The sequence below is a fragment of the Streptomyces montanisoli genome, assembly GCF_017813245.1.
Taxonomy (GTDB): Bacteria; Actinomycetota; Actinomycetes; order Streptomycetales; family Streptomycetaceae; genus Streptomyces; species Streptomyces montanisoli.
The window spans coordinates 46,094-61,333 of record NZ_JAGIQL010000007.1; the positions used below are offsets into that span (position 1 = coordinate 46,094).

Consider the following 15,240-nt stretch of genomic DNA (forward strand, 5'->3'; position numbering starts at 1 on the left):
CTGAGCTACTGCCCGCCCGGCAGCAGCGTCCCTGGTACGACCGGGGTGCCGTCCCCGGCCGCCGATCCCGGCAGGGATGAACCACCCATCGTAGTCCAGGTTCGGCCCGGAGGTCCTTCTCCGGGGGGATGTGGCTCGATCAACGGTTCGACGGCCATACGCTGCCCTACCCCATTCTCGGCTCTGTCGAGGTCAGCGCAAACTATCCACGCGTTTAAGGGACTTCACGGACGACACGCATAAAACCGGCATAAGCCATATTTGCTTTCAGTTACCAGCTACTGCGCCATTCGGGACGTCAGGCCTCGGCGGCCTCCGCGTACACCTGGGCCAGCTCGGGCACTCCGCTCGCCGCCCAGTCGAGGCCTGCCTGCACGACCTGGATCTCGCGGCCCGACACGAGCCGCACCACGGGGTGCCCCGTGGGCCAGACGTGCCAGACCGCGCCGGGGACCGCGCGGACGATCACCGACCCCAGGTAGAGGCCCGCGTCGTTGCCGAACCAGGGAAGCTCCTCCGCGTCCTGGCGCCACACCGGCGTCAGCTGGTCGAGCGCGGACAGCGATCCCGGCGAGTCGTCCAGCCTGAGGCCGAGCCGCATGGCGCGGACCCGCAGCAGCTCGCACTCGGACAGCAGCTCGGTGATCCCCTCCTGTTCACGGGCGGCAGCGCCCGGTGACGACCCCTCGTCGCCCCCGTGCCGTCTGCCGCGCCACGTGTCCAGAAAGCGAATATTCATACCGCTCAGCGTGCCACCCGCGCCTGGGCGGGGCCACAGGGCGCGCTGACGTCGTCCGGGACTGTGCGCCGGCTGTGCGGCCCGGGGCGCGCGGTGCCTGCCGTGCGGCCCCGCTGCCGGTCAGGCGGGTGCGGTGCCCGCCGCGGCCTCCAGCGCGAGCACGGCGAAGGTGGCCAGCCAGTGGTCCGTCGTGAAGTCGCCGGAGCCCAGCGCGGACATGCCGGCGTCGAGATGGGCCGACGCCGTGTCGCGCAGGATCCGGCAGCGGGAGTCGCCGAGCGCGTCCGCCAGCGCGTGGAGGGCGGCCGCCCGGCTGAAGCACAGGCCGTGCAGGTGGCCGATCTGGCCGTCCGATGCGTCCGTCACCTCCGGCGGATCCAGCAGCAGCGCCCGGCCCTCGCGGGCGGCCTCGGTGAGCTCGGGCAGGAAGGACGACGTCCAGCCGGTGAACTCGCCGGGCGCGGCGACCCGGCGGAAGGCGTCCGCCTCGGTCAGCAGCGGGGAGAGGAAGTCCTGCCCCGACGGCTCCCAGCGCAGCGCGCCGCCCTCGTCGCCCTGGAACCATGCGCGCAGCTTCGCGCGTACGGGCTCCATCACGTCGGGCACGCCGGCGCGCTCGGCGCTGTCGAGCACGAGGCCGAGCGCGAAGGCGCTGTTGGCGTGGGTGCCGTGTCGCACGGGGTAGCGGGCCTTCGGCAGCCAGGCGAGTATCAGGTCGGCGGCGGTCCTGGCGGCGGGCGCGAGCACCGAGAACCACCGGCCGTCGTCGTGCGCGGCGCTCTCGGCGGTGAGCATCAGCAGCCATGCCCAGCCGTAGGGGCGCTCGAAGGAGGGGTGGTCGCGGAGGTACCCGGCCTCGGCGGCCAGCGCGCCGGCGGTGAGGTGCGCGTCCAGGGCCTCGGTGACCGCGCCTGCCGCCGCGGCGGGCAGGCCGTGGCGCAGCAGCCGCATCGCCAGCCAGTGCATGTGGACCGAGGAGTGCCAGTCGTAGGCGCCGTAGAACGCCGGGTGCTGGATGCGGGGAGCGACCAGTTCCTCGGGGCCCGCCAGCAGGTGCGCGGGGAAGTTGGGGTACTCGCGGGTGATGTTGGCGACGGCGAGCCGCGCGAACGTCTCCGCGTGCGGGGCGAGAGCGGCGGACGGCAGGCCGCCTGTCGCGTTGGGGGTGCCGGGTGCGGGTGCGGCGTTCAATGCGTCGCTCCTTCCGGGACGCGCAGGTCGTCCGTGGTCGAGGCCGCCGTCGCGACGATCGCGCCGATGCCGCGTGCGATGTCCGCCACGGACATGGACGGCTCGAAGCGGTCGGTGACCTGCTCGGGCGCGTACGGCACGTGCACGAAGCCGCCGCGCAGGGACGGGCGTTCGGTGGCGATGAGGTGGGCCAGGCCGTAGAAGACGTGGTTGCACAGGAAGTTGCCGGCGGTGCCCGAGACATGGGCGGGCACCCCCGCCTCGCGCGCGGCGGCGACGCACGCCTTCACGGGCAGGCGCGAGAGGTAGGCGACGGGCCCGTCCGGCACGATCGGCTCGTCCACGGGTTGGTTGCCCGCGTTGTCGGGGAGGCGCGCGTCGTCGACGTTCACGGCGACGCGCTCGACGCTGAGGCCGCTTCTGCCGCCCGCCTGCCCCGTGCAGACCACGAGCGCGGGGTCCGTGGCGGACACGGCGGCCCGCAGCTCCTCGATCGCACGGCCGTAGACGCAGCTCAGCCTCACGGCGGTGACGTCGAGGCCCGCGGGCGGCGCCGCGGCGACGAGCCGGGCCGCGGCCCACGAGGGGTTCACGTCCTCGCCGCCGAACGGCTCGAAGCCGGTGATCAGGACTTTCATGGTGCGCTCCGTCCGGCCGTCAGAAGGCGAAGAAGTAGATGATGAGGATGTTGCACGCCAGGAGGATGAACCCGGTCGGCGCCTGCACCTTGATCGGGCCGTACTGGTCCTTCAGTTCGAGCAGGGCGGCGGGCACGAGGTTGAAGTTGGCGGCCATCGGCGTGCAGAGCGTGCCGCAGAACCCGGCGAGCATGCCCACGGCCATCACGGCCGGGGCGTTGCCGTGCAGGTGCTGGACGAGGACGGGCCAGCCGACGGCCGCCGTCATGACGGGGAACGCGGCGAACGCGTTGCCCATGATCACCGTGAAGACGAACATGCCGACGCAGTAGAGCGCCACCGCGGCGAGCAGCTGGCCGTTCGGCAGGATCTTCTCGGTCACCTTGCCGACCTGCGTGCCCACGCCGGCCGCCTGGAAGATGGCGCCCAGCACGGCGAGCAGCTGCGGCAGCAGCAGCGCCCAGCCCATGGATTCCAGCAGGCCGCGGCCCGCGTGGATCGGCACGGACACCCGCGGCTCGCGCAGCACCCACATGCCGACGCCGAGGGCGACGATCGCGCCGACGCCCAGGCCGAGGATCGTCTCGTTGCCCTTCTCGAAGATCACGTGGCCGCCGAAGTGGAACTTCGGGACCACGACGGCGCACAGCACGGCGACGACCGGGATGGTCAGGGCGGGGATGAACAGCTTGTTGCCGAATCGCTTGGCGAGTTCGGTGCGCTGCTTCTCGCCGGTCGTGCGCGGGGTGCCCTTGCCGACGAGGTTGAACCCGCCGAGGCAGATGAGGATGAGGACGGCGATGCCGAGCGGCTCGGCAGGCGCCGACTTGTCGACGACCCAGGAGCTGTAGAAGAACGTGGCGCCGAGGAGCGTCCAGAAGGTGCCCGAGGTGTAGCGCTTGGCGTTGCTCCGGTCGAGCAGGGTCTGCAGGCCCATGACGATGAAGACGGCCCCGACCAGCCAGTAGAACCATTCGGCCTTGATCACTTCGCCGACTCCTCGACGTCGGACTCGGCGTTGGCGACGACGAGTTCACGTTCCAGTGCGCGGTCGAAGCGCAGCAGCCTGGCGCCGTGCACGAGGAAGGCGCAGGCCGCGGTGGGTATCGCCCACAGCGCGAGGTCCAGCGGCTCCAGGTGCGTGTGGTAGGTGGCGTTGACGAGTCCCGTGATCAGCAGGATGGAGCCGATCGCCAGGAAGATGTCCTCGCCGAAGAACACGCCGACGGTGTCGGCGCCCGCCGCGTGCGAGCGGACCTTCTCGCGGATCGCCTCCGGCAGCGGGCGCCCGCCGTTCCTGCGCTCGGCGGCCGCCTCGGCCATGGGCGCGATCATCGGGCGGACGCTCTGCGCGGGGCCGCCGATGGTCTGGAGGCCGACGGCAGCGGTGAGCTGCCGCAGCAGCAGGTAGAGCGTGAGGAATCGTCCCGTGGTGAGGTTGCCCAGCTTGCCGATCAGGATGCGGGCCTGCTGCTGGAGGCCGTTGCGCTCCAGCAGGCCGATGACGGGCAGCGTGATGGCGAAAATCGTCACGGAGCGGCTCGACGCGAAGCTCTCGCCGAACGTCTTGAGGATCTCGTCGGGCGACAGCTTGCCGAGCGCTCCGGTGACGATCCCGGCTACACCGACGACCAGCAGAGGGTTGCGCCTCGTGGCGAATCCGAGGATCACCACGAGGACGCCGAGTAGAACGATCATGTGCTCTCGGCCTTCCGTACAGGGCTCCGCGACGGCGGCGGACCGGGGGGGGTGCCCACGGAGGCTAGATGATTGTTGAACGATCCGACAAGGGTGTGGCCGTCACGGGTTTTCCCGGGGTGGGCAGCCGGTCAGCCGGGCAGGCCCGCGCCGTCGGGGTAGGCCTCGGCCAACTGCCTTCTGGAGTCCTCCAGATAGAAGCCCAGCATCTGCTCGGCCCCCGCCGTGTCGCCCGACGCGAGCGCCGTGACGAGTTCGCGGTTGCGGGTGAGGTAGGGCTCGTGGAAACGGCGCGGGTCGTCCATGACGTGGAAAGCGAGGCGAAGTTCCGCGAGGACGCCGCGCATCATGTCGTCGAGGCGCTCGCTGCCCGCGAGGCCGGCGATCGCCTGGTGGAAGTGGATGTTCGCGGTGCCGCAGTCCGCCCAGGCGCCCGCCTCGGCCGCCCGCCGCCCCTCGTCCACCGCCGCCTCGACCTGGTCGAGAGGGCGGGGCGTCATGCCGTGCGACCTGACGGCCGCGCACTCGACCACCTGCCTGACCCGGTAGATGTCGGCGATGTCGGCGGCCGTCAGCACCCGCACGAAGGTGCCGCGGTTGAGCCGGTGCACCAGCAGCCGCTCGTGGGTGAGCAGCCGGAAGGCCTCGCGCAGCGTGTTGCGTGAGATGCCGAGCGCCTGGCCGATGCGCTCCTCGGACAGGCGGCTGCCCGGCGGGAACGACCCCTGCGCGATGCGCTCACGCAGTATCGCCGCGACCCGTTCCGCGGTGCTCGTCCGGGTCAGCAGGCCCCGGTCGGCGATCAGCTGGGTCACGGCAGGACCGAGGTCTGCGCTCATGCGGTCTTCCCCCCTGGGCGGACTGGTCGGCCCGTTGCAGCCGGGTTGGCGAAAGGAAACCCTAACGGCAGAGAGGATCGTTGAACAATTGTTTCGGTCGGATAACGAGCCGTGCGGGCGATCGCCGGGGCCGGCTCGTGCCGGCCGCTCAGACGTCGAGGTCGACCACGACAGGGGCGTGGTCCGACGCGCCCTTGCCCTTGCGCTCCTCGCGGTCGACGTAGCTGTCCTTGACCGCCGCCCCGAACGGGCCGTTGCCGTACACGAGGTCGATGCGCATGCCGCGGTTCTTCGGGAAGCCGAGCTGGCGGTAGTCCCAGTACGTGAAGGGGTGGTCGTACTTGAGCGGCCTCGGCACCACGTCCTGGAGGCCTTCCTCCCGCAGCGCCGCCAGCGCGTCCCGCTCGTCCGCGGTGACGTGCGTGGCACCCTCGAACGCCGAGCGGTCCCACACGTCCTCGTCGGCGGGCGCGATGTTGAAGTCGCCGAGGACGGCGAACGGCCGCTCCCCCACCGCGTCCCGCGCGACCGCGCCCCTCAGCGCGTCGAGCCAGCGCAGCTTGTAGGCGTAGTGGGCGTGGCCGACCTCCCGGCCGTTGGGCACGTACACCGACCAGACGCGCACGGGGCCGCACGTCGCCGCGACGGCCCGCGGCTCCGCGACGCCCTCGTACTCCGGGCCGCCGGGAAGCCCGCGCACCACGTCGGCGAGGCCGATGCGGGAGAGCACCGCCACGCCGTTCCACCGCCCGGTCGCGTGGACCGCGGACTCGTAGCCGATCTCGCTCAGCGCCTGCGCGGGGAACTGCTCCTGGGTGGTCTTGGCCTCCTGGAGGCACAGCACGTCCGTGCCACTGCTCTCCAGCCAGGCGAGCAGCCGGGGCAGGCGGGCCGTGATCGAGTTGACGTTCCACGTGGCGATGCGCATGCGGACCAGCCTATAGGCGGGGTACGACAGCCGGGGCCGAGCCGGTCACAGCTCCACACTGGCACCGGGTGCGAGCCTGCCGTGCTCGGCGCCCGAGAGCCCGCCGAGCATGTGGTCGTACATGGGCCTGGCGACCTCGGACAGCAGCGCGTCGTGCACGTCGTAGGCGCGGCGCGGCTTCACCTCGCGCAGGTAGTCGACGATCTCGGCGATCTTGTTCCAGGGCGCCATCACGGGCAGCATCAGCGTGTCGACGGGGCGCTCTGGCACGGTCAGGGCGTCGCCCGGGTGGAAGACCGACCCGTCGACGAGGTAGCCGGAGTTGGCGATCCGCGGGATGTCGGGGTGGATCACCGCGTGCAGCTCGCCGTGCACCTCGACGTCGAACCCGGCCGCGGTGAAGGTGTCGCCGTGGCCCACCGTGTGGACGCGGCCGGGAAAGGCGGCCGCGATCTCGTCCGTGACGCTGCGGGGCGCCCAGAGCTCGGCCGCCGGGTTGGCGCCGAGCCCGGCGCGCAGCCGCTCCTCGTCGAAGTGGTCAGGGTGCTCGTGGGTGACGAGGACGGCGTCGGCGCCCACCGCCGCGTCCTGCTCGCTGAAGCCGCCCGGGTCGATGACGAGCGTGCGCCCGTCCTTCTCCAGCCGTACGCACGCGTGTCCGCGCTTGGTGAACCTCACCGTCGACCGCCTTCGCTCGGGGATGCGGGTGCGGGGTGGCCCGCACCTCCATCCTGCTACTCCTGCGGCCGGGTCTCCTCCCGGATCACTTCGGCGGCGACCTTGAACGCCGCGTTCGCCGCCGGCACACCGCAGTAGATCGCGGTCTGCAACAGAACCTCCTTGATCTCGGCCGGGCTGAGGCCGTTGCGCAGGGCGGCCGTGGTGTGGAACCTCAGCTCGTCCAGGTGGCCGCCCGCGACCAGGGCGGTGAGCGTGATCACGCTGCGCGTGCGCCGGTCGAGGCCGTCGCGGGTCCAGATCTCGCCCCACGCGTAGCGGGTGATCAGCTGCTGGAAGTCCTCCGTGAAGGCGTCGGCGGACGCGGTCGCGCGGTCCACGTGCTCGTCGCCGAGCACCTCGCGGCGTACCCTCATCCCGGCGTCGTGGAGGTCGGGGCGGCCCTGCGGCCCGGCCGGCTCCGGCTGCGCCTCCTGCTCGTCCGGCACCTGCGCCTGCGCCTTCGCGGGCTCCTCACGCTCGGCGGGTGCCTCGGCCTCGGGCACGGGCGCCGGGGGCGCGGGCCTGCGGTCGGGCGGGAGCGTGATGCCCGTGGTCGTCTCGGACGGGTTGTACCAGCCCGTCGAGAAGTGGTCGGTCAGCAGGTCGGTGACGGCCGCCGGCTGCTCGACGGGCGCGAGGTGGGAGGCGCCGGGCACCAACGCGAGGCGGGCGTCCGGTATGCCCGCGACCAGCGTGCGGGCCTCGGCGGGCCCTGTGACCTGGTCCTCGGCGCCGACGAGGACGAGCGTAGGCACGGCGATGCTGCCGAGCTCGGCGCGTATGTCGAAGGCGGCGAGCGCCTCGCAGGCCGCGATGTAGCAGCCGGGTTCCGTGGTGCGGACCATCTGCACGGCCCACTCGACGATCGCGGGCTGCGCCGCGGCGAACCCGGGCGTGAACCAGCGCTCGGGCGCGCTGCGCGCCATCGGTTCCAGCCCGTTGGCGCGGACGATGACGCCACGCTGGCGGAACTCGTCGGCGGTGCCGAACCGGGGCGAGGCCGCGATCAGGGCGAGCGAGGCGACCCGCTCGCCGTGGCGCAGCGCCAGCTCGGCGCCGACGGCCGCGCCGAGCGAGCAGCCCGCGTAGCCGAAGCGCTGGACGCCGAGGCTGTCGAGCGTGTCGAGCAGGCGCTGCGCCAGCTCGGGCACCGCGGCGGTGGCCTCGGCGGGGGCGCCGCCGTGACCCGGCAGGTCGAAGCGCACCACGCACCACTGCTTGGCCAGCTCGGGGACCTGGCGGTCCCACATGTGCCAGGTCGTGCCGAGGGAGGGGCCGAGGATCAGGGCAGGGGCGTCCTCCGGCCCGTCAACGCGGTACTGCAGAGGCTGAGTCGATGTCTCACTCACGGGGACCACACCTTCTTCGTCACGATCTGTCACACTCCCCCCTCGCGAGACCGCCGCACGTGCCCGCAACCGGAAGCAGGTCCGCCACGTCCGGTTTCGGTACCACTTCTCGGCCGACTCCACGATCGCGTGCGCGGCCCACACGGCGAGCGGGCGATCCGGGACACCGTTGTCGGCCAGGTACGTCGCGCACGACGCCCGAGCATCGTACAGAGGAACCGGCGAAGGCCGTTCCCGTCCCTGACCTTGTACGCGGACCGCCCAAGCCGCCGGACGCCGGCACGCACGCCGCGGAGGTGCGTGCACCGTGCGTCAGGCGAGTTCCGCCTCGATGATGCTCTGGGGCGGCGTGGTGGGGGTGATGGAGACGACGTCGTAGCCGGCGGCGCCGAGGAGGGCCACCCATTCCGCCTCCGTGCGCTCCCTGCCGCCGTTGTCGGCCATGACCTCGATGTCGATGAACTTGGCCCAGTCGAACCGGTCGTCGTCGGCCACGATCGCCTCGACGAGGACGAGCCGGGTGTGCGGACGGCCCTTCATGGCGGCGGCGACGTCGGCGAGCAGCTCGGCACAGGTCTCGTCGGGGAAGCAGTGCAGGACGTTCTTGAACAGGTAGGCGTCCGCCTCGGCGGGGACCGAGCCGAGGGGGGCGAAATCGACGCGGCCCGCGAGCGGGCCGTCGGCGAACCGCCGCGCGGCGCTCTCCAGCACGTCGGGCCGGTCGACCAGGATGCCGCGCGAGTGGGGCAGCGTGGGCAGCAGCCCGGCGAGCAGCTCCCCGCGACCGCCGCCGATGTCCGCCAGCACCCCGAAACGCCCGAAGTCGAAGTCGCTCGCGGCCTCCTCGGCGAGCTCCTCGGTGAGCGGACCCCAGGCTCCCTGGTAGCGCCGCGCCAACTCAGGGGCGTGCGCGAGGTGTTCGAAGAGCGGCCTGCCGTGGGCTCGGTCGAATCCGGGGGCTCCGCCGCGTACGGTGCCGGTCAGCTCGGCGAACGAGGCCATGGTGGCCGGATCTCCGAGGAACAGCGTGAAGTCGCGCAGGCTGTGAGCGACATCCGCCCGCAGCACCGCGCCCATCTCTGTCATGCGCCAGCCGCCGGCGCCCGGTTCGCGGGCGACGACGCCCAGGCACTCCGCCGCCCGCAGTACCCGCCCGAGCCGATCGGCGTCGGCGTCGACCCTGGCGGCGAGTTCCCCGGTGTCCAGCGGCCCGTCGGCGAGCGCTCCCGCGACGTCGAGCTCGGCGAGCACGACGATCGGCTGTGCCATCCACTTGGCGGCCACGATCGTCATGAGGCGTACGTGGGGCGGAAGTTGCTCTACTCCGTACGGAAAAGGGCCGGTCATGGCGACCTCCTGGCGGGATCGGCTCGGGCGGTGCATCATGCTGCTAACACCGTTAGCAGCCAATGCTAGCCTCGGGCACCGGGGTACGACAGTCCCTCGGGCCGGGAACGGAGGGAATGCCGTGAGATGGCCGTGGCGTGGCGATCCGGAGGAGCGGGCACGGCGGGAGGTGGAGCAGCGCGAACGCGACGAGCGGCGCCGCCGGGCCGAGGAGGAGCGCCGCCGGGAGCAGCACTCGCGCGAGGACGCCCAACGGGAACGCGACCGTGCACAGCGTGAGCGGCAGGGCGACCGTGAGGAGGCGCGGCGCATGAGACAGCACCGGGGCCGCCGGTCCTGAGCGGCCCCCGAGGAGGGGGATCAGTCCGCGCCGCGAACGCCGATCCGCAGCGCGAGGCCGTCGAGGAGCACGTCGAGACCGTAGTGGAAGCGGCCGTCGAGACCGGGCTCGGCGAGGTAGGGCGCCGACTCGTGCACCCTGGGGAAGTCCTCCTCGGGGAACTCCTCGAGGAACGCCCGGATCGACGTAAGGGCCGACAGCCGGCCCTCGCCGACGGCGTGGGAGGCCGACAGGGGCGCCTTCTCGTGCAGCACGAAACCCTGGACGTGGACGATCACCAGGTACAGGGAGTACGCCGCGTCCCTTGGACCGAGTCCTGCCGCCCGCAGTGCCTCAAGCACCGGCTCGATCAGCCGGACAAGGTTCTGGCCGACCACGAAGCGCCCGGCGAGTACGCGTTCGGCGTCGCGGCGGGCCAGGAGGAAAGAGCGGTAGGAGGTGGCCACCCGCACCAGAGTGGCCCGCCAGTCCTCGTCGGCTGAGTACTCCAGGGCGGACTCGAAGTCGCCGAAGAGCGAGTCGGCGACCAGATCGACCAGTTCCTCCTTGTTCTGCACGTGGCGGTAGAGGGAGGCCGCCTGCGTGTCGAGGCGGTCCGCGAGGCGGCGCATCGACAGGGCCTCCAGACCGTCGCGTTCCACGAGTTCCCGGGCACAGCGGATGATCCCGGTCGCCGAAAGCGGCTCCGCGCGGCGTGCGGTGCCGCGCGCGGGGCGACCGGTCATCGCGACGCCCCCTGCGTTCCGGCCTGCCGCCGGACGCGTCCGCCTTCCAGAGACATTGGAGTGACCATGCCCATCGCTGATCCCGATCCCCGCGAAGTGCGCCCCGCGGCGCCCGCGGTGGACAACCCCAGGGGGCTGCCGCTGAGCCGAGGACGGCGTGCCGCGGTGCTGCTCGTGCTGTGCGTGTCCCTGTTCATGGCGATGCTCGACAATACCGTGGTGAACGTGGCGCTGCCCAGCGTGCAGAACCATCTCGACGCGGGGATCAGCGACCTCCAGTGGATCGTCGACGGCTACAGCCTGAGCCTCGCGGCGCTCATGCTGACCGCCGGCACCGTCGGCGACCTCTACGGCCGCCGACGGGTCTTCCTCCTCGGACTTCTGCTGTTCGGGGCGGGCTCGGCCGTCTCGGCGCTCGCCGGGCACGTCGCCCTCCTGATCGCGGGCCGCGTGCTCCAGGGCGCCGGCGCCGCCGCGTTCATGCCGGGGACCCTCTCCATCATCCGGCAGGTGTACACCGACGAGCGGGAACGGGCGACGGCCATCGGGGTGTGGGCCGGCGTCTCCGGACTCGGGCTGGGCCTCGGGCCGATCGTCGGCGGCCCCATCGTGGACCACTTCGGCTGGCGTTGGGTGTTCTGGCTGAACGTGCCGATCGCGCTCTTCGGCATCGTCGCGGGACGGCTCCTGGTGCCGGAGTCGTCGGACCGCGCCGGACGGACGCTCGACCCTGGGGGCCAGCTGCTGGCCGTGGTGGGTGTCGGCGCCGCGGTCTACGCCACGATCGAGGGGCCCGCGCGGGGTTGGGGTGACGCCTGGGTGGTGGGCGGCTACGCGGTGGCGGCGGTGGCGCTGCCCCTGTTCGTGCTCGTCGAGCACCGCGTACGCAGTCCCCTGCTCGATCTGCGGCTCTTCCGTGACCGGCTGTTCAGCGGCGCCCTGCTCAACGGCCTCCTCCTGTACCTGGGGATGTTCTCGGTGCTGTACTTCCTCAGCCTGTGGCTGCAGGAGGTGCTCGGCTGGTCCGCGACGGGCGCGGGTCTCGTGGTCATGCCGGCCATGGTGGTGGTGGCCGCGGTGACCCCGCTCGCCGGCTGGATCGCCGGCCGGTTCGGCGCCGGCTACCCCATGACCGCGGGCCTGCTGGTGTCGGCGTTCGCGATGGCGGGCATGGCGCAGTACGGGGTGGGGGCGTCGCTCCGCTCCTACTGGTGGCTGCTGCCGGTGATCGGCCTCGGCATGGGACTGGTGCTCACCCCCATCACGGCGACGGCGCTCGCCAGGGTTCCGGCGCGGCGGGCCGGCATGGCCTCGGCGGCCGCCAACACACTGCGGGAGCTGGGCGGTGTCGTGGGGGTCGCGGCACTCGGCTCCACGCTCACCGCCGCGATGCACCACGACCTCTCCGCGCGTCTGACGGCGCTGGGGCTCGGCACCGGCGAGCGCGCCCACTTCCTGGCGCAACTGCACGGCGGCACGCGGCTGAGCGATGCCGGCCTGCCGGCCGCGGTGGCGAAGGCGGCGAACGCCTCGTACGTCCGGGGGCTGCACGTGGCCGAGTACAGCGGGGCCGCCGTGCTGCTGGTCGGCTGCCTGGTCTCGCTGGTCCTGGTCGGACGGGGCCGGCTCGACTCCGGCGGCAAGGCGGCCGACGACGGGTGAGCGGGTGGGACGAAGCCGCGGCCCGGTGCCTCAGGCAGAGGCCCCGGGCCGCGGAGCGCGTACGGCGGTGCGGGTCAGGCGCGGGAGCCCACGGGCATCAGCAGCAGCGGGATGTCCTGCTTGCCGTCGAGGCCGAGCACGCCGGCGAGGCGGTCGGCGTCGAAGCCCGCGACCGCGCAGATCCGCAACCCCAGCGAGGTGGCGCACAGGCAGAGGTTCTCGCCCACGAAGCCGGCGTCGAAGTGGGCGAAGCAGTAGGCGCGGTCTCCGTACTTCCACCGTCCGCGTTCCAGGGCACCGGCCAGCACCAGGACGGCGCCCGCGCTGTACATCCACTCGGTGCCCGGGCAGGCGTCGACCAGCAGGCGGCGCATGTCTCCACGGTTGACCAGGCGGAGGCCGTCGTCCTGCGGCGCGTAGAGGTAGGCGCCGGGTGCGACGCCGTCCACGTCGTTGACCACGACGTACACGTCGGTGGATTGCACCCCACCGGCGCTCGGCGCGTAACGGGCGGGGAAGTCGGGGCTGTTGTAAGCGGCCATCGTTCCCCGGATCCCGTAGGCGCGCGTCAGGAGCCCGGCGATCTCGTCGAGCCCGAGTCCGCGGCCGGCGAAGTCGCGGCGCGAGGCGCGGGCCGCGAGCACGTCCTGCAGCGGATGGGTGAGCTTGGGCAACTCACCGGGAAAGGGGACCGCGGCCCGGCCGGCCCGCTCGGGCAGGACCCGCGGGGTCTGCGCCCCCTGGACCTCCGCCTTGGCCGCCATGGTCTCCGGGTTGTTCAGTGCCCGGTGCGCCAGGCCCACGACGTCGAGTGCGGCCCTGTCCCCGTCGCGCTCGCGGGCTCTCAGAGCCGGCCGGAGCATCGCCGCGACCGCCTCACGGTCCCGGGCCGACAACCCGTCGAGCATGCTTTCCAGTTCGTCGGGTCGGCTCACTGTCCTCCTCCCTCCTCGTGCTCGTCCTCGGACGCGGCCGCAGGCCACGGGAGCGGCAGCACGGCCAGCACGGCGCGTTCGACACCGTCGAGACCGAGCAGCCGGTGCAGCCGGTCGTCGTGGAAGTCGAGTACCACCGGCGGCCGGACGCCGCCGGCATCGGCAACGGCCCGCACCAGCCGGTCCACCAGGCGTCCGGTGGTCAGCAGCAGACGCCGGTAGCCGCGCGGGCCCTGCAGAGCGGTGTAGCGGGGGGCGACGCCGACGACGAAGAGCAGCGCGCCGCCGCGGGGCACGGCTGACAGCAGACAGCCGCGGACCTCCTCCTCGGTGGAGGGGGCCACGCGGGAGTCGGCGAACAGCCATTCGCGGTCGGGGAACCAGCGGTAGAGCCTGCCGTCGACCAGCAGCATCAGGTCGCTGCCGTACAGCAGGTCAAGGCCGTCCGCACCGAGCGAACCGGGCAGTTCCACGCCCCACGCCCGGCGCACCGCGGCGGCGGGCAGCACCGTGCGGTCCGCCGCCGCCTCCGCCGGGTCCCACTCGTCAGGATCCGGGGCGAAGGCACTGCTGTGGAACCACGTGGCGATCTCGCGGTAGCGGTCCGCGTCGAGGGGTCTGTTGTGCGCACTCGACGGGCTGAGGCCGGAGTTGACGTGGAAGAGTTCCGCCGGGCTCGGTGCGCGAGCGGTGAGGCGGGACTGGTGGACGGCGGACGGCGAGGGCCGCAGGACCAGGTTCTTCGCCGGATTCGTCACCGGCGTCTCGTCCAACGGCACCCCGCCCCGGCCGATCGGGGGGAAGGCGGTCTCCATGGTCGCTCCTGTCGTGGTGGGCCGCGGGTCGGGCGCCGTCACAGGAAGGGGTTCCGGTACGGAGCCCGCTGCGGTCCGCAGGCCGGGCACCGGGGCAGCCGCAGCACGTCCTGGTAGTCGATCTCCATGCGCTCGAAGTCGAAGCGCACGGCCCGGTCCGAGGTGAGGTGCCCGGTGCCCGCCAGGTGGGCGATGACGGCCTCGACGGCCAGGCCCGAGACCATCTCGACCTGGTGCGGCGGCGGTACGGCGGCCGGACCGTGCGCGTCCTTCGCGTGCCGCAGTTCGAGCACGTGGCCGGTGAAGCCGACGGAGGCGTCCGTCTGCAGCTCGAACTCGAGGTGGCAGGCGCTCTCGCCCGGCACGTGGGTGGGCCCGACCACCCCCTCGCCGCCGTCGAGGCAGACCGGCAGCCACGGTGTCTTGCCGCGCAGCGCCGTGTCGTTCAGCGCGTGCAGCAGGGTGGACTCCGGCCGGTCGAGGGCGACGACGACGAGAGCGGCGTCGGCGAACAGTTCGTCCGCCACGTCGTCCGGAGAGGGCTGGGCCACCCTGCGGGGCACGGCGCCTGCGGTGACGATCCCCGACGCGGCCAACTGCCGTTCGAGGGTGGTGGCGAGGACGCCGTCGCCGACGATGCTGATGACGGCTCCGCGCAGTGCGTCGCCGCCGCCGGCGAGGGAGGTGCGCAAGTGGCTGTGGGCGGGGTCGTCCCCCGCGGGGACGAGGACGCCGCGCCCGAGGAGGTGGGCGAGCAGCGCCGGGACGTCCAAGGGCACGCCGGTCCTCCGCTCCCGGGCCCAGGCCGTCAGCTGTTCCTCGTCGGCCGGATCGCGCAGCCGTTCCAGCAGGTCGGCGAGGGCACCGCTGCCGGCGTCGTCGCGCAGCAGCTCCGCGTGGATCGAGCGGCTACCGCGGCTGATCAGCACCTCGTCGTCGGTGCGGCGGACGAAACGCAGGTGGGGGTTGAGTCTGTAGGAGGTCATCTGTGCCTTCCGCGGTGCGGCCGGTGCGGCCGGGCTGCCGGTCGGGTCGGGTCCTGGCACGGTCGCACGGGCGCCGGGCCGGAGCCGTGCGGGCCCGGGAAGGGCCCGCACGGGTGGTTCACCGGGCGGCCGGAACGAGCTCCGCCTGATCGGTCTGCACTGCGCTCATGCCGGTGGCGACGCCACAGCAGCAGCAGCACAGGATCGAGGAACAGCAGCAGGACGCTGCCAGCATCGCCTGGCTCTCGGGATTGGTCGCCCACTTCTCCGTGGGGACCTGCTCAGTGGTCAGGTCCATGAAAACCATCGCTCCCATCTCGTGTCGGTC

Annotated in this window: 17 protein-coding genes; 2 read left to right on the plus strand and 15 right to left on the minus strand. The window is 72.6% G+C overall.

Going from position 1 to position 15,240, the window contains the following annotated elements:
• Positions 1–298: 298 nt before the first annotated feature.
• From JFN87_RS03530 to JFN87_RS03575, 10 genes are all read right to left on the minus strand, one after another.
• Complete coding sequence (locus JFN87_RS03530; RefSeq protein ID WP_209338355.1) at positions 299–739, minus strand: DUF6278 family protein; 441 nt, start codon at positions 737–739, stop codon at positions 299–301.
• Between the two features lie 120 nt (positions 740–859).
• A complete protein-coding gene (locus JFN87_RS03535) occupies positions 860–1,930 on the minus strand; it encodes a DUF2891 domain-containing protein (RefSeq protein ID WP_245178672.1) in 1,071 nt (356 codons plus the stop codon).
• Positions 1,927–2,568, minus strand: a complete 642-nt coding sequence (pcp, locus tag JFN87_RS03540; protein ID WP_209338356.1) for a pyroglutamyl-peptidase I — start codon at positions 2,566–2,568, stop codon at positions 1,927–1,929. The genes JFN87_RS03535 and pcp overlap by 4 nt, the downstream gene beginning before the upstream one ends.
• A 19-nt stretch (positions 2,569–2,587) precedes the next feature.
• Complete coding sequence (locus tag JFN87_RS03545) at positions 2,588–3,556, minus strand: DUF979 domain-containing protein (protein ID WP_209338357.1); 969 nt, start codon at positions 3,554–3,556, stop codon at positions 2,588–2,590.
• Positions 3,553–4,266 (minus strand): DUF969 domain-containing protein, encoded by a 714-nt coding sequence (locus JFN87_RS03550; protein WP_209338358.1) that lies wholly within the window; start codon positions 4,264–4,266, stop codon positions 3,553–3,555. The genes JFN87_RS03545 and JFN87_RS03550 overlap by 4 nt, the downstream gene beginning before the upstream one ends.
• Positions 4,267–4,397: 131 nt before the next feature.
• A complete protein-coding gene (locus tag JFN87_RS03555) occupies positions 4,398–5,105 on the minus strand; it encodes a GntR family transcriptional regulator (RefSeq protein WP_209338359.1) in 708 nt (235 codons plus the stop codon).
• Positions 5,106–5,253: 148 nt separating this feature from the next.
• The gene (locus JFN87_RS03560) at positions 5,254–6,033 is read right to left on the minus strand and encodes an exodeoxyribonuclease III (RefSeq protein WP_209338360.1); all 780 of its coding nucleotides are present in this window, start codon (positions 6,031–6,033) and stop codon (positions 5,254–5,256) included.
• Positions 6,034–6,078: 45 nt separating this feature from the next.
• Positions 6,079–6,711: an MBL fold metallo-hydrolase gene (locus JFN87_RS03565; protein WP_209338361.1), complete on the minus strand. Its 633-nt coding sequence runs from the start codon at positions 6,709–6,711 to the stop codon at positions 6,079–6,081.
• A gap of 56 nt (positions 6,712–6,767) precedes the next feature.
• On the minus strand, positions 6,768–8,102 hold the full coding sequence (pcaDC, locus tag JFN87_RS03570) for a bifunctional 3-oxoadipate enol-lactonase/4-carboxymuconolactone decarboxylase PcaDC (RefSeq protein ID WP_209338362.1): 1,335 nt from the start codon (positions 8,100–8,102) through the stop codon (positions 6,768–6,770).
• A gap of 312 nt (positions 8,103–8,414) precedes the next feature.
• Positions 8,415–9,449: a methyltransferase gene (locus JFN87_RS03575; protein ID WP_209338363.1), complete on the minus strand. Its 1,035-nt coding sequence runs from the start codon at positions 9,447–9,449 to the stop codon at positions 8,415–8,417.
• Positions 9,450–9,570: 121 nt separating this feature from the next.
• Here JFN87_RS03575 and JFN87_RS03580 point away from each other — a divergent pair, with 121 nt between their 5' ends.
• Positions 9,571–9,789 (plus strand): hypothetical protein, encoded by a 219-nt coding sequence (locus JFN87_RS03580; RefSeq protein WP_209338364.1) that lies wholly within the window; start codon positions 9,571–9,573, stop codon positions 9,787–9,789.
• Between the two features lie 20 nt (positions 9,790–9,809).
• On the opposite strand, the gene JFN87_RS03585 is transcribed toward JFN87_RS03580, so the two are convergent.
• On the minus strand, positions 9,810–10,514 hold the full coding sequence (locus tag JFN87_RS03585; RefSeq protein ID WP_209338365.1) for a TetR/AcrR family transcriptional regulator: 705 nt from the start codon (positions 10,512–10,514) through the stop codon (positions 9,810–9,812).
• 66 nt (positions 10,515–10,580) lie between these two features.
• On the opposite strand from JFN87_RS03585, the gene JFN87_RS03590 reads away from it, so the two are divergent.
• Entirely contained in the window at positions 10,581–12,176 is a 1,596-nt protein-coding gene (locus JFN87_RS03590) for an MFS transporter (RefSeq protein WP_209338366.1), read from the plus strand.
• Positions 12,177–12,250: 74 nt separating this feature from the next.
• Here JFN87_RS03590 and JFN87_RS03595 read toward each other — a convergent pair whose 3' ends face one another.
• The 4 genes from JFN87_RS03595 to JFN87_RS03610 all read right to left on the minus strand — a co-directional run bounded on the left by JFN87_RS03595 (position 12,251) and on the right by JFN87_RS03610 (position 15,210).
• Positions 12,251–13,111, minus strand: a complete 861-nt coding sequence (locus JFN87_RS03595; protein ID WP_209338367.1) for a SagB family peptide dehydrogenase — start codon at positions 13,109–13,111, stop codon at positions 12,251–12,253.
• Positions 13,108–13,926, minus strand: a complete 819-nt coding sequence (locus tag JFN87_RS03600; RefSeq protein WP_209338368.1) for a nitroreductase family protein — start codon at positions 13,924–13,926, stop codon at positions 13,108–13,110. Before JFN87_RS03600 ends, JFN87_RS03595 begins: the two co-directional genes overlap by 4 nt.
• Before the next feature lie 38 nt (positions 13,927–13,964).
• Entirely contained in the window at positions 13,965–14,912 is a 948-nt protein-coding gene (locus tag JFN87_RS03605; protein ID WP_209338369.1) for a TOMM precursor leader peptide-binding protein, read from the minus strand.
• A 118-nt stretch (positions 14,913–15,030) separates the two neighbouring features.
• Entirely contained in the window at positions 15,031–15,210 is a 180-nt protein-coding gene (locus JFN87_RS03610; protein ID WP_209338370.1) for a hypothetical protein, read from the minus strand.
• Between the last annotated feature and the right edge of the window lie 30 nt (positions 15,211–15,240).

Coding starts and splice junctions, on each gene's coding strand:
- JFN87_RS03530 (WP_209338355.1), bottom strand. CDS start 739: ATGAATATTCGCTTTCTGGACACGTGGCGCGGCAGACGGCACGGGGGC.
- pcp (WP_209338356.1), bottom strand. CDS start 2,568: ATGAAAGTCCTGATCACCGGCTTCGAGCCGTTCGGCGGCGAGGACGTG.
- JFN87_RS03550 (WP_209338358.1), bottom strand. CDS start 4,266: ATGATCGTTCTACTCGGCGTCCTCGTGGTGATCCTCGGATTCGCCACG.
- JFN87_RS03555 (WP_209338359.1), bottom strand. CDS start 5,105: ATGAGCGCAGACCTCGGTCCTGCCGTGACCCAGCTGATCGCCGACCGG.
- JFN87_RS03560 (WP_209338360.1), bottom strand. CDS start 6,033: ATGCGCATCGCCACGTGGAACGTCAACTCGATCACGGCCCGCCTGCCC.
- JFN87_RS03575 (WP_209338363.1), bottom strand. CDS start 9,449: ATGACCGGCCCTTTTCCGTACGGAGTAGAGCAACTTCCGCCCCACGTA.
- JFN87_RS03585 (WP_209338365.1), bottom strand. CDS start 10,514: ATGACCGGTCGCCCCGCGCGCGGCACCGCACGCCGCGCGGAGCCGCTT.
- JFN87_RS03590 (WP_209338366.1), top strand. CDS start 10,581: ATGCCCATCGCTGATCCCGATCCCCGCGAAGTGCGCCCCGCGGCGCCC.
- JFN87_RS03600 (WP_209338368.1), bottom strand. CDS start 13,926: ATGGAGACCGCCTTCCCCCCGATCGGCCGGGGCGGGGTGCCGTTGGAC.
- JFN87_RS03605 (WP_209338369.1), bottom strand. CDS start 14,912: ATGACCTCCTACAGACTCAACCCCCACCTGCGTTTCGTCCGCCGCACC.
- JFN87_RS03610 (WP_209338370.1), bottom strand. CDS start 15,210: ATGGACCTGACCACTGAGCAGGTCCCCACGGAGAAGTGGGCGACCAAT.